This window comes from Archangium lansingense (assembly GCF_026626635.1).
Classification (GTDB): Bacteria; Myxococcota; Myxococcia; order Myxococcales; family Myxococcaceae; genus Archangium; species Archangium lansingense.
On record NZ_JAPNKA010000001.1, the window covers coordinates 3,085,361 to 3,098,706 of the forward strand.

Genomic DNA, 13,346 nt, shown 5'->3' on the forward strand with positions numbered 1-13,346 from the left:
CTGGCTCCCCAGTTGCCTCGTGAGCGGGTCGCTCCCGGTCCATACGCCTTTTGGCGCTGGACGTGGAGGCGGCCCGTTCCGCATTTCTGGGGTCTGGGATGAAATTCGTTGATGAAGTCCGCATCTTCGTGAAGGCCGGGGACGGGGGCAACGGGGCCGTTGCGTTCCGCCGGGAGAAGTACGTCGATCGCGGCGGCCCCAATGGTGGAGACGGAGGAAACGGCGGCTCGGTCATCTTCGAGGCCGATCCCCAACTCACCACGCTGCTGGACTACCGCTATCAACAGCACCACCGGGCGAAGAGCGGCGAGAACGGCATGGGCAGCGACTGCAATGGCCGCGCGTCCGATGACCTGGTCCTCAAGGTGCCGGTGGGCACGCTCGTTCGTGACGTGGACACCGAGGAGGTGCTGGCGGACCTGAACACGGCCGGCGAGCGCATGGTGGTGTGCAAGGGCGGCCGGGGCGGGCTGGGCAACATGAACTTCGCCACCTCCACCCGGCAGACGCCGCGCTTCGCCCAGGACGGCACCAAGGGCGAGGAGCGCACCCTGCGGCTGGAGCTGAAGCTGCTGGCGGATGTGGGGCTGCTGGGCTTCCCCAACGCGGGCAAGAGCACGCTCATCTCCGTCGTGAGCCGGGCTCGGCCGAAGATCGCCGACTATCCGTTCACCACGCTCGTGCCCAACCTGGGCCTGGTCCAGTACAAGGACGGCCTGTCCTTCGTGATGGCGGACATCCCCGGAATCATCGAGGGCGCCAGCGAGGGCGTGGGGCTGGGGCACCAGTTCCTGCGGCACGTGGAGCGCTGCAAGGTGCTCATCCACCTGCTGGACATGGGCACCGAGACCGAGGACCGCGAGCCACTCAAGGACTTCGACATCCTCAATGAGGAGCTGCGCAAGTACAGCGAGGAGCTGTCGAGCAAGCCCCAGGTGGTGGCGGCCAACAAGCTGGACCTGCCGCACGCGCAGGATCGGCTCGGGCGCCTGACGGAGGAGCTGCGCAAGCGCGGCATCGCCGTGTTCCCCGTCTCGTGCGCCACGGGCCTGGGCATGCAGCCGCTGCTGGACGCCGTGGCCGAGGTGCTCTTCACCGGACGCAGGGACAAGCTGCACGTGGAGCCGCCGCCCAAGCCCCGGGCGGAGAAGAAGGCTCTTGCGGCCCCCGCGAAGAAGGCCGCGGCGGCGGTGAAGAAGGCCCCCGCGAAGAAGGCCGCTGCAGCGGCGAAGACGGCTCCTGCGAAGAAGGCTCCCGCCAAGAAGGCACCTGTGGTGGCGAAGAAGGCTCCCGCCAAGAAGGCGGCGGCGAAGAAGAGCGCTGCCAAGAAGGCGCCTGCGAAGAAGGCTCCCGCCAAGAAGGCGGCGGCGAAGCGGGTAGTGACGAAGAAGGCCGCGGCGAAGAAGGCTCCGGCGCGCGGGGCGGCGGCCAAGAAGGCCGCGCCGAAGCGGGCCCGGAGGTCCTGACGCGATGGCTGGTGGCGGCCCCCGTTACGAGAAGCTCGAGAAGGCTCCGATCGACGCGGAGTCCCTCCTGCTCGATGTGCGCAAGGAGAAGATCGACAAGGTCATCTCCCAGCGCACGCGCACCTTCACCATCGTGCTGGATCGGCTGGAGGACAGCTTCAACATCGCCGCGGTGCTGCGCACCTGCGAGGCCAATGGCCTCCAGGAGGTGCATGTCATCGTCAACCCCGCGGCGCCCTTCATGCCCAACTCGCGGGTGGGGCAGGGGTGCGACAAGTGGCTCGATGTGAAGCTCTACAAGGACTTCGCCTCGTGCCGTGAGCACCTCAAGTCCCGAGGTTTCTCGCTGTACGCCTCGGCCATCCGCGAGGACGCCACCAGCCTCTACACGATGCGCTTCGACTCGAAGGTCGCCCTCATCTTCGGCAACGAGCGGGATGGGGTGAGCCAGGAGGTGCTGGACGGCTCGGACGGCACCTTCTGGATTCCGATGCGCGGTTTCAGCCAGAGCCTGAATATCTCCGCCGCGGCATCGGCCTGTGTTACCCGGGCCATCTCCTGGCGCGAGGAGCACCTCGGGCGCGTGGGAGACCTCACCGAGGCGGAGGCCCAGGTGCTGCGCGACCGCTTCTATATGCTCGCTGTGAAACAGCGCCGGCGCATCTTCAAGAAGCCACCCCCCTCCAAGCCTTGAATGCCGGCCCGGGGGGGCCGTCTGTAGGTACAGTTGGAATCGCGGGCGGCTCGCCCGCCTGGAGAGAGCTCAAGCCATGTACCTCGAGAAGCTGCTCGTGACCCTGCTCGCCGCGCCGGTGGTTGCTCCGGTACCCACCACTGTTGCTCACCAGGTGGTTGCCCAGGCGCCCGCTCAGCCGGCCCCTGCCCCTGCGGCCCCCAAGGCGGAAGCGCCGAAGGCCACCGCGGCCCCCAAGGCCCCTGAGAAGAAGGTCGCTCCGGAGGTGAAGGAGCTGGTGGAGCGCATGCAGGCCTTCTACGAGAAGACGCAGGACTTCTCGGCCGACTTCAAGCAGGACTACAAGTACAAGGCCCTGCGGCGCACGCAGACCTCGACGGGCACGGTCATCTACAAGAAGCCGGGCCTGATGCGCTGGGAGTACCAGAAGCCCTCTACGCGCACCTTCGTGCTGGCCGGTGAGAAGGTGTACGCGTACGACCCCGAGGCGCAGACGCTGAGCGTGGGCCGGATCGACACCAGCCAGCTCTCCGCGTCGGTGACGTTCCTCTTCGGTCAGGGGAAGCTGGCGGACGAGTTCTCCATCAGCAAGGGCGCGTGCAAGGACTGCAAGGGCACGTTGCTGGTGCTGGATCCCCTCAAGGAGGATCCGCGCTTCCGCCAGGTGCGCCTGGAGGTGGACTCGAAGACGGCGCAGGTGCTGAAGAGCACGGTGGTGGATCCGGACGGCAGCGAGAACGCCATCGCCTTCCTCAACCTGAAGACGAACGTGGGCGTCGGGGCGGATGCCTTCAAGATCAATCCCCCCGACGGCACGCGCATCGACGACTTCACCAAGCCGCGGAAGTAGCCTGTGCGGAGCGCGCGACTCGGGGCCCTGCTGCTGTTGCTCGCCGGGTGTCACCGGGGGGCGGGCCCCGCCGCGCCCGAGGCCCCGGGCAGTCTCGCGGGCCAGACGCTGCCCCTGCTGCCCTCGCCCAACTTGAGGCTCGTGGTGGAGGGCCAGTTGAACGGGCGCCCGGTGCCGGTGGTGATGGATGTGGCCCGGGCGCTCTCCGCGGTGTCCTCGGCCTGCTGGGATGAGAAGCGGCCTCCTCCTCCCGTGGTGGGCTCGGCGCGCGTGCCGGACGTCTATGCCGTCCCAGGAGGCCTGCGGGACTGGCCGCTGATTCGCCTGTCGGGTCTGCGCGTGGGCGGTGTTCCCTTGGGGCCTCGGGGCATAGGGCTCACCGACGAGCGCGCCTGTGCGGTGACGCTAGGGGCTGACGTGCTCTCCGCCTATGCCTTCACGGTGGACCCGCTGCGGCGCGAGGTGACCTTCGAGAAATCGCGCCCGCGCGCGGAACACCTGGTTGAAGCGACTGCTCCTGGCTCGGACTCGGCCGAGGAGGTGCACCGGCTCGAGCTCGCGAGAGACCCAGTGGGCGACTGGCCTCTGCTGGTGGCGCGGGTGACGCAGGGGGAGTTGGCGCTCACGGGTCCCTTCGTGTTGGGCTCGCGCGAGCCCTTCTCACGGCTCGCCATGGGGGCCGCGGAGGCGCAGGGACTCCAACCGCTGGAGACGGCCGCCAACCTGCCGCCGAGGGCCTACCTGGTGGATGCGGTGGAGGTGACCTCGGGCGTGGGCGTGAGTCCCATGGTGCTGGAGGCCGGGGTGGGGTGGAGGAACCCAACCACTCTGGGCCGGCTGGGGCCAGACGTCTGGGGCCGCTTCCGTACCACGGTGGATGTGCAGGGCGACACGTTGGTGTTGCGACGGCCGCGCGTGCAGACCGTCGACGGCCGTCAGCGCTGCGCACGTCCGGGCTCCCAGAATCCCGAGGAGGCGCGCGAGGAGTCCTGCTTCGGGTTGCACGTGCGGCGGGGGGCGGACGGGCGGGTGGCCCTCACGGGGGCGGTGTTCCGCGACCTGCCCGAGGGCGGGCGACTGCACCTGGAGCTACTGGGCGAGGACGGCAAGCCGTTGACGCAGGACTGCCAGGTGGGCTTCTCGTTCTCGCCGACGAGCCGGGGCGTGACGACGCAGCACCTGGTGCCATGGCCCAGGCTGGCGCAGTCGATGCCCGAGTGCAGTGAGGCCCTGAAGTCGGTGCACGGGTACGCGCTGGCGCTGTTCGAGGAAGGGCAGTTCCAGGAGTGCCCGAATGCCTGCATCTTCGTGCACCAGGGGAGCACTCGGCGCACGCTCTGCGAGTGCCAGCCGACGCCACTGGGAGACGCGGTGGCCACGCCTCAGCGAAGCAAGACGTCGAAGCCGCCGACGAAGAAGGAGCGCGAGCAGGAGCCCGAGGATCCGAAGTAGCGGAACGGCGCTATAAGGGGCCCGGAACATGTCCCAAGAGCCGCAGGCCGCACCCGTCTCCTCACACGAGCCCTGGAAGACCGTCATCCTGCTGGTGGCCTGGGGGTGCTTCGCCGCCTGGTGCATGAACGGCATTCCTCCCTCCGTCGATCTGCCCGCCCACGCGGCCCAGATGCAGACGCTCGCGGAGCTTGTCCGGGGCAATCCCCAGGTGTCTGCCTTGTACGAGGCGCACATCCCGCTCGGTTATGGGCTGCCCATCTGGCTCTTCCTGCCGGTGACGCTGCTGACGAATGGGGCTTTCGCGGCGCGTCTGGCCGCCTGGACGGGATTGATGCTCTTCCCCCTGTCCCACCTGGCGTTCGCGCGTGTCCTGCGCCGGCCCTCGTGGACAGTGGTGTTCGGGTTCCCGCTCGCCTTCAACATCTCCTACTGGTTCGGCTTCCTGCCGAGCTTCTTCTCCCTGCCGCTCGCCTTGCTCTCGCTCGCGCTCTACCTGCACGCGCTGCGCGGCACCGGGCGCGCGGTGGGCGCGGTGGGCGCGGTGGTGGGGCTCGCGCTCCTGTCCACGGCGGCAATGCTCTCGCACCTGGTTGCCTTCGGGGCTCTCTGTGTCGGCGTGGCCGCGCTCGCGCTCACCTCCGACTCCCGGCGCCGGGCGGTGGGGCTCGCCGCCGCGGGCCTGGCGCTTCCCCTGGCCCTCTGTGCGGCCCGCGTGGTGACGCTCGCATCCAGAGCCGTCACTCCCGGCAACCACCTACCCACGGACTACGGGTGGGGCTCTCACTTCAACTGGCTCCTGCGCAACTACCGCCCCGAGGGCCGTCTCGCCGTCGTGGGCCCGGTGCTGATCACACTGGTCTTCGTCGTGGCGTACCTGCGCCACCGCCGTGAGGAGCCCCGGGCGCCGTGGTTGCTCTTCCTCTCGCTGGGGGCCCTCTTCCTGGTGACGCCCAAGGCGATCTCGGGCGCTTGGCTCATCCACGTGCGCCTGCCTGTCCTCGCGGGCGTTGTGGCCCTCGTGCTGGTGGACCCGGCGCGCATTGCCCGGCCGGTGCGGGCCCTGATGCTGCTCGTGGTGGTGGCCTCGCTCGCCGAGACGGCGCGCTACCACTGGCGCTTCAAGCAGGAGGTGGAGGGACTCGAGACGCTGGTGGCGAGTCCTCCGCCACCGGGGGTGCACGGCTACCTCTCGCTCGCCGGGAACCGGTCTCGAGGCAGCCGCCTCGTCTACCTGGAGCACCTCGGGCAGTGGTGGACGGCCACCCAGGGCGGGGTGGGGCACCACTTCTTCGCCGATGCGGACCACCTGCCGGTGCGCTTCCGCCCAGGTCGATCGCTGCCGATGTGGATGGACGCCAGCTCCGTCTCCGTGGAGCAGGTGGCTCCCTTCAACAGCCTCCTGGTGTACGGGGATGGGTCGTTGCCCGGGGCCCTCGCGGGCTTCGAGGAGACCGGGCGCGCGGGCTCGTGGCGCCGCCTGGAGCGGCGCTGAGAGGGCTCACCCTTCCGAGCGGAGCGCTTCGTGGGGCGGTACGCGCAGCGCGCGCCGGGCGGGCAGCCAGCTCGCGAGTAGCGCCACGGCCCCGAGCAGTGCGGGCACCGCCATGAAGGTGACGGCGTCGAGCGCCCCCACTCCATGGAGCATGCTGGACAGGCCGCGGGCGAGCACGACCGCTCCTCCCAGGCCCAGGGCCACACCGGCAGCGGCGAGTCGCAGGCCTCGCCCCACCACCAACCACAGCACCTGATTGTCCCTCGCGCCCAGGGCGATGCGGATGCCCATCTCGCGGGTGCGCTGGCTCACCGAGTACGCCAGCACGCCGTACAACCCCAGCCCCGCCAGCCCCAATCCCAGCACGGCGATGGCCGACAACAGTGCCCCCATCACCCGTGTGCGCCCGAGGCTCGCATCCACCAGGTCTTCCATGGTGCGCACCTGGATGAGCGGCACATTCGGATCCACCGCGCGCAATTGCTCGCGCAGGATGGGGGCAAGCGCCTCCGCGTCCTGCGTGGAGCGCACCGCGAGCAGCATGCGCAGCACGGAGAACTGTCCCATCGGCATGTACACCTCGGAGGACGGCGCCTCGCCGAGGCTGTCGTGGTGCACGTCGCTCACCACGCCCACCACCTCGCGGAAGGACTCTCCGTCGAGCGCCAGCCGCACCCGCTGCCCCAGCGCCTTCCCCCCGGGGAAATAGCGCCGTGCGAAGGCCTCGTTGACGACCAGGACCGGGGGCGAGCCCGCACCATCCATGGCCTCGACGAGCCGCCCCGCCTTCAACGGAATCCCCATCGTGACGAAGTAATCCTCGCTCGCCGTGCGGAAGTTGGTGAGCTCGCGGGCATCAGCCACCGAGTCGGGCTCGCCCGGCAGAAGCACCGGCGCGACACCCGTGCGACCCCACAGCGGCACCGTGCTGGATACGCCCGCGGACTGCACCCCGGGCAGCGCCCGCACCCGCTCCAGCAGCTCCGAGAAGAAGAGTCGCTGGCGCTCGTCGTCCAGGTACTTGTCCTTGGACAGGTACATGTTCGCGATGGTGACGCCCCGAGGCTCGAAGCCCAGCGGCACCGTCTGCAGCGAATGAAGGGTGCGCAGCATCAACCCCGCTCCCACCAATGGAACGAGCGCCAGCGCCACCTGCGCGATCACCAGCAGAGCCATCGCACCGCCGCGCCCCGTGGCGCCCCGGCCTCCTCGCAGTCCTCCGAGCACCCCACGTCCATCGGCCCGAGCCGCCCTCAATGCAGGCACCAACCCGAACAAGAGGCTGGTGAGCAGGGACAGGCCGGCGGCGATGGTCAGCACGTGCCCATCCAGCCGCGCCGCTTCCGGTGACAGCACCTCGGGAGGCACCAGGGCCCGCATCAAGTCCATTCCCCACAGTGCGAGCAACAGGCCCGCGGCCCCACCGAGGAGCGCCATCAGCCCGCTCTCCACGAGGAACTGCCGCATCAACTGCAACCGGCTCGCGCCCAGGGCGGCACGCACGGAGACCTCCCGCTCGCGAGCGCTGGCGCGGGCCAGCATCAGGTTGGCCACGTTGGCGCAGGCCACGAGCAGCACCAGGGCCATGATTCCCGCCAGCAACCAGAGTTGCTGCCGAGAGCCCTCCACCACATGGGCGTGCAGCGGCATCACACGCACCCCCGGCGCCTCCCCGGCGTACTCGGGCTCGCGCACCAGGGCCGCGGCCAGTCCCTCCAGCTCCGTCCGCGCCTGCTCCACCGAAATACCGGGCCGCAGCCGCCCCACCACGCGCATGAAGATGTGCCGGGGGCCGCCCTCCGTCTCAGCCGGGTTGGGGGCCAGGGGCTTCCACAGGTCCACATCGGGCGCGAAACGGAAGGAGGCGGGCAGCACTCCCACCACCGTGTGGGGCTGTCCGTTGAGGGTGAGCGTCCGGCCCACGACGTCCCGGCTTCCCCCGAAGCGGCGCTGCCACAGCCCATGCGAGAGCATCACCACGAGATCCCTCCCGGGCACCTCCATCTCCGCGCCGAAGGCCTGCCCGAGCACCGGCCTCACTCCCAGCAGGGGCAGCAGACCGGCCGTCGCGCGTGCCGCGAAGACCCGGTCCGCGGCCCCCTCTCCGGTGAGCGTGAAATCCGTCAGGGTGATTCCCTCGAGGCCCTGGAAGGCATGAGTACGCTCACGCCAGGCCTGCAGGGACAGATAGGACACCCCTCCACGCTCGCGCTGGGGCGTGGACTGGAACAGGCGCACGAGCTGCTCTGGCTCGGAGTAGGGCAGGGGCCGCAGCACCACCTGGTAGACGACGCTGAAGACGGCGGTGGCGCCGCCGATGGCCAGGGCGAGTGTGGCCACCACCACCAGCGTGAAGGCGAGCTCGCGCCGCATCTGGCGCAGGGAGAAGCGCACATCCTGGAGGAGCTGGGACATGGGGATGGACTGGCCCGTGCAACTCTAGCGCCACCCCTCGGCCTACGGCATGGCCCGCCCCCGGGCGCCAGAGCGTGTCCGGATGTGACACGCGGCATCCCAGAAGCGAACAGGCCCGGGCTCCTCGTGGCTTCGAGGAGACACCGGGCCTGGCGACTTCATGGGTGCTCGGGAGACGTCAGCGCTGCGACGTCACCACGGGCATGGGGAAGGACTCGCGGGGCTTGAGCACGCGGTCCTTCGGGTTGGGGCGCTCGACCACCTTGGCGATCAGGTCGTAGTCGTGCGCCTCCGTCACCTCCACGGTGACGAACTCGCCCGGGTAGGCCAGACCGTCGTTGATGTAGACCAGACCGTCGATCTCCGGCGCCTGGCCCTCGTAGCGGCCCACCAGCAGGTGCTCGGACTCCTCGCTCGGGCCCTCCACCAGCACTTCAATCCGCTGCCCCACGAGCTTCTTGTTCTGCTCGCGGTTGATGCGCTTCTGGATGGCCATCACCTCGCGCCAGCGGCGCTCGATGGTCTGCTTCGGCACCTTGTTCTCGTAATCGTACGCCGCCGTGCCTTCCTCGTCCGAGTACTGGAACACACCGAGCCGCTCGAAGCGCTGCTCCTTCACGAACTCCTTGAGCAGCTCGAAGTCCTCCTCGGTCTCGCCCGGCAGGCCGACGATCATCGAGGTGCGCATCACCAGCCCCGGCACCCGGGCGCGCAGCTTCGTCAGCAGCTCCTTGAGGAACTTGCTGTCCCGGCCACGCTTCATCGACAGCAGCAGCTTGTCGCTGGCGTGCTGCAGCGGCATGTCCAGGTAGCGGGCGATCTTCTTCTCCGTCGCCATCAGCTCGATGAGCTCGTCGGTGAAGACGCGCGGGTAGGCGTAGTGCAGGCGGATCCACTTCACGTCCACCTTCACCAGCTCGCGCAGCAGATCATGCAGCTTGGGCTTGCCGGGCAGGTCATGCCCGTAGGCCGTCAGGTCCTGCGCCACGAGGTTCAGCTCCTGCACGCCCTGCTCGGAGAGGCGCTGGGCCTCGGTGACGACGTCCGCGATGGGGCGCGAGCGCTGGCCACCGCGCAGCGTGGGGATGATGCAGAAGGCGCACGCGTTGTCGCAGCCCTCGGAGATCTTCAGGTATGCCGTGTAGGACGGCATCGAGTTCTCACGCGGCGTCTGCGCGTCGTGGATGTAGTCCGGGTCCGGAATCACCTGGCGCGGGCTGGCCTCGGCGGCGAGCAGATCTCCAATCTGCGCATAGGCGCTCGTGCCCAGGAAGTGGTCCACCTCGGGCATCTCCTTGGAGAGCTCGGCGCCGTAGCGCTGCGAGAGGCAACCGGTGACGACGAGGGTGCTGCACTCCCCCGACTTCTTGTACTCGGCCATCTCCAGGATGGAGTCCACGGACTCCTGCTTGGCGGGCCCGATGAAGGCACAGGTATTGACGACGATGACCTGGGCCTCGGCGGGGTCCTGCACCAGCGAGTAACCCCGCTGCTTGAGGGTGCCGAGCATCACCTCGGAGTCCACCCGGTTCTTCGGGCAGCCGAGGGTCATCATGTAGAGGCTCTTGGTCTCTTGGGGGGTCTTCTGCACAGCGCTTACCGCTTTCCGAGTTCGGTCCGCTCGAAGTGGTCTCCACTCCAAGCAAAGTTGATGGTCGGGCCGTTCGAGTAACCAATGCTCAACGCGCCCTCTTCATCGAGCACTACAGAGGTGGCTCGTCCCAGCGCACACGTAGCGGCCGGCCATTCGAGCACCCGTTGCGCTGTCTTCCCCTTCACCAGGTAGAGGCCGAGGCGCAATTCCTTGTCCGAGTCACATGTGCCGGCCGAGGTGTAGGGGTTGTCGCCCGACAACACCACCAGCAGGGTCTTTCCATTCGGCAGCATGAGCGTTTCCGGGACATTCACCCCGGCCGACGCCGCATTCACCGTGCTGGGGGCCACCAGCACCTCCAGCAGATCAGGCGTCAGGGGCTCGTCCGCCTCCACCCAGTCCGGGTAGTGGAGGACGCCATAGCCCAACCAGCCGTCCGGCTGCCCCTCGAGCGCGATCACTCCCTTGGGCGGCTTCAGCTTGAGGCCCTTGCGGAAGTCGTCTGGCAGCCGGAGGGCCTCGCCCACCATGCCGCCGTCCTTGCAGTTGGAGACGGCCGGGGGCTTGGAGCCCGCCGCGTCCACGTCCTCGTAGGTGAGGCACAGATCGAGGACGAGCGGATCCTCGGCGGGGAAGCGCGGCAGGGCGCGGGCGGGGATGGCCACCTCGAGTGCCAGGGTGTTGTCCTGACGCTGCACGCCCACCTCCACCAGCTGCTGGGCGAACCGGGAGGTGCCGCTCTCCGGCGGTGAGGCGCGCTTGCCATCGAAGGCGAAGCGGAAGACATGGCCGGTGGCGGTGGCTCCGGCGTCCGGGAAGAAGAGGGAGAGGGTGAGCAGATCTCCCGCCTGGAGCTGATCATCCGTGGCCTCCACCCCCACGTAGAGGGTGTCCTTGCGCCACCCGGCCCGGGCGGTGAAGGAGGCGCTCGCGTCCACGGAGGCAGGCGGCTTGAGGGTGAGCGAGGAGGAGAAGTCCTTGAGCTTGCCGTCGAGCTTGGGCGCGCGCGACAGCGAGGGCACGGACTTCACCGGGCGGGGCTTCGGGGGGGCCTGCTCCTGCTCCTGGGCGAAGGCGGCCCCGGGGATGAGCGCCGCGAGGAGGGCAGAGACGACGAGTGAGCGCACGGCTAGTCCCGGAAATTGGTGAACTGCATGTCGAGCTGCAGCCGGTCCGCTTCCTTGCGGAAGAGCGCCATGGCGGCCTGCAGGTCATCCTTGTTCTTGCCCGTCACGCGGAGCTGATCCGCCTGGATGGAGCCCTGGACCTTCATCTTGGAGTCCTTGAGCAGCTTCACCAGTTCCTTGGACTTCTCCACCGGGATGCCCTGCTGCAGCTTGATGAGCTGCTTCACGTTGGACAGGCCCGTCTTCTCGATGGGCTCGTACTCCAGCGCCAGCAGCGAGATGCCGCGTTTGGCCAGCTTGCTGAGGAGGACTTCCTTGGCGGCCTGGACCTTGTCCTCGCTGTTGGCCTTCACCGTGATGGAGGTTTTATCCGGCGCGAGCACGATGTCCCCGTTGACGCCCTGGAAGTCGTAACGGGTGGAGATCTCCTTCTTGGCCTGGTTGACCGCGTTGTCGAGCTCGGCGATATCGATTTTGGAGACGACGTCGAAGGAAGGCATGGCAGTTCGCGCCCTTATCACACCTTGATGACCATCGGCACCACGACGGGCCGCTTGGATGTATACAGCTTGAAGGCCCGGCGCACCGCCTTGGCCAGCTCCTCCCGCACCCGGGCGTCATCCCCCCTCAGCTGGTGGGACATCTCCAGGAAGAAGCCCCGGGCGTCCTCGGCCACCCGGGAGAGCAGCACCTGCTCGTCCAGGTTGAGCCCCTGGCCCGTGAGCTGGGGGCCCGCCAGGAGGGACAGGCTGGCTCGCTCGATGACGAGGGCGGCCACGATGAAGCCCGTCTCGGCCAGCCGGGTGCGCTCCTGGAGGATGTCGGGCGTCACCACACCCTGACCGAAGCGGTCCTGGTAGATGCGGCCGGTGGGGACGCTGCCGGAGAAGCGGCCCTGGCCCTCCTCGAAGACGAGCAGATCTCCATCCTGGGCCAGCAGGAGCTGCGCGGGGGAGAGCCCGGAGTCCTTGGCGGTAGCCAGGTGTCGGTGGAGGTGGTGCAGCTCGCCATGGATGGGGACGAAGTTCTTGGGACGCACCAGGTCCAGCACGCGCCGCTGCTCGGGCTGGCCGGCGTGGCCGGACACGTGCACCCCGGGCTCCACGTCCGGGTAGACGACGCGGGCGCCGCGCCAGAGGAGCTGGTCGATGAGGCCGGACACGGCGCGCTCATTGCCGGGGATGGCTCGGGCACTGAGGACGACGAGGTCCCCGGGGCCCAGGCGCAGAGGGCCCTCTCCGGCGGCGAGCTGGGAGAGGCCGGCACGGGGCTCGGCCTGGGAGCCGGTGGCGAGCACCAGCAGGCGCTCTGGAGGAAGGGTGGCCGCGTTCTCGAGCGGGACGAAGAGCCCGTCGGTGACGGAGGGGAGGAAGCCGAGCTCGCGGGCCATCTCGATGTTGCGCATCAGGCTGCGCCCCATCATCACCACCTTGCGCTCCAGCGTCCGGGCCAGGTCCAGCACGTGGTGGATGCGGTGCAGGTGGGAGGCGAACATGCTCACCACGATGCGGCCGCGCACATCGCGGAAGAGCCGCTCGAAGGTCTGCTCCACCAGCCGCTCGCTGCCCGTCTCATGGGGGCGCTCGGAGTTGGTGGAGTCGGACAGCAGGCAGAGCACGCCCTGGTCTCCGAGCTCGCCCCAGCGTTCCAGGTCGGTGCGCAGGCCGTCGATGGGGTCCGGGTCCAGCTTGAAGTCCCCGGTGTGGATGATGGGGCCCTCGGGGGTGTGGACGACGTACCCCACGGCGTCGGGCACCGTGTGGGTGACGCGGGTGGCCTCGACCTTGAATTGAGTGCCCACGGGGAAGGGATTGCGGGGCTCTATCTCCCGCAGGTCCGCCTTCACCCCCAGCTCCTGGAGCCGGTGGCGCACCAGGCCGAGCGTGAAGCGGGTGGCGTAGACCGGGACGGACACCTCGTTGAGCAGGAAGGGCAGGGCTCCGACATGGTCCTCGTGGCCGTGCGTGAGGACGATGCCCTTGAGCTGGGCGGCATTCCGCCGGAGGTAGGTGAAGTCCGGGAGGATGATGTCCACACCCAGGGTGCCGATGGGGGGAAACATCAGACCGCAGTCGATGAGGAGCATCTCCCCGCGGCAGGCGATGACCATCGCGTTGAGGCCAATCTCGCCGAGTCCTCCGAGGGGAATCACATGGAGCATGCTCTACATATATGGGCATGGGGGGGCAGGCGGCCTCAGGAATCGCCTGCTCCCTTTCCCTCTGGGCGAGGGAAAGGGGTGAGGGTCGTACC

The 13,346-nt window shown here is 68.8% G+C and carries 10 protein-coding genes; 5 read left to right on the forward strand and 5 right to left on the reverse strand.

Going from position 1 to position 13,346, the window contains the following annotated elements; all coding sequences use genetic code 11:
- Positions 1–98 precede the first annotated feature (98 nt).
- The 5 genes from obgE to OV287_RS12330 all read left to right on the forward strand — a co-directional run bounded on the left by obgE (position 99) and on the right by OV287_RS12330 (position 5,957).
- Positions 99–1,466, forward strand: coding sequence for a GTPase ObgE (gene obgE, locus OV287_RS12310; protein WP_267534219.1), 1,368 nt, complete (start codon positions 99–101; stop codon positions 1,464–1,466).
- A gap of 4 nt (positions 1,467–1,470) precedes the next feature.
- A complete protein-coding gene (locus OV287_RS12315; RefSeq protein WP_267534220.1) occupies positions 1,471–2,160 on the forward strand; it encodes a TrmH family RNA methyltransferase in 690 nt (229 codons plus the stop codon).
- Positions 2,161–2,236: 76 nt separating this feature from the next.
- Positions 2,237–3,010, forward strand: a complete 774-nt coding sequence (gene lolA, locus OV287_RS12320) for an outer membrane lipoprotein periplasmic chaperone LolA (RefSeq protein ID WP_267534221.1) — start codon at positions 2,237–2,239, stop codon at positions 3,008–3,010.
- Positions 3,011–3,013: 3 nt separating this feature from the next.
- The gene (locus tag OV287_RS12325; RefSeq protein ID WP_267534222.1) at positions 3,014–4,462 is read left to right on the forward strand and encodes a hypothetical protein; all 1,449 of its coding nucleotides are present in this window, start codon (positions 3,014–3,016) and stop codon (positions 4,460–4,462) included.
- A gap of 28 nt (positions 4,463–4,490) precedes the next feature.
- Positions 4,491–5,957, forward strand: a complete 1,467-nt coding sequence (locus OV287_RS12330; RefSeq protein ID WP_267534223.1) for a hypothetical protein — start codon at positions 4,491–4,493, stop codon at positions 5,955–5,957.
- Between the two features lie 6 nt (positions 5,958–5,963).
- Here the strand turns inward: OV287_RS12330 and OV287_RS12335 are convergent, their stop codons facing one another.
- The 5 genes from OV287_RS12335 to OV287_RS12355 form a co-directional block, all read right to left on the reverse strand.
- On the reverse strand, positions 5,964–8,372 hold the full coding sequence (locus tag OV287_RS12335; RefSeq protein ID WP_267534224.1) for an ABC transporter permease: 2,409 nt from the start codon (positions 8,370–8,372) through the stop codon (positions 5,964–5,966).
- A gap of 178 nt (positions 8,373–8,550) precedes the next feature.
- The gene (rimO, locus tag OV287_RS12340; protein ID WP_267542334.1) at positions 8,551–9,924 is read right to left on the reverse strand and encodes a 30S ribosomal protein S12 methylthiotransferase RimO; all 1,374 of its coding nucleotides are present in this window, start codon (positions 9,922–9,924) and stop codon (positions 8,551–8,553) included.
- Between the two features lie 44 nt (positions 9,925–9,968).
- Positions 9,969–11,093, reverse strand: a complete 1,125-nt coding sequence (locus OV287_RS12345; protein WP_373371824.1) for a DOMON domain-containing protein — start codon at positions 11,091–11,093, stop codon at positions 9,969–9,971.
- A 2-nt stretch (positions 11,094–11,095) separates the two neighbouring features.
- Positions 11,096–11,593: a YajQ family cyclic di-GMP-binding protein gene (locus tag OV287_RS12350; protein ID WP_267534225.1), complete on the reverse strand. Its 498-nt coding sequence runs from the start codon at positions 11,591–11,593 to the stop codon at positions 11,096–11,098.
- A 17-nt stretch (positions 11,594–11,610) separates the two neighbouring features.
- Entirely contained in the window at positions 11,611–13,254 is a 1,644-nt protein-coding gene (locus tag OV287_RS12355) for a ribonuclease J (RefSeq protein WP_267534226.1), read from the reverse strand.
- Between the last annotated feature and the right edge of the window lie 92 nt (positions 13,255–13,346).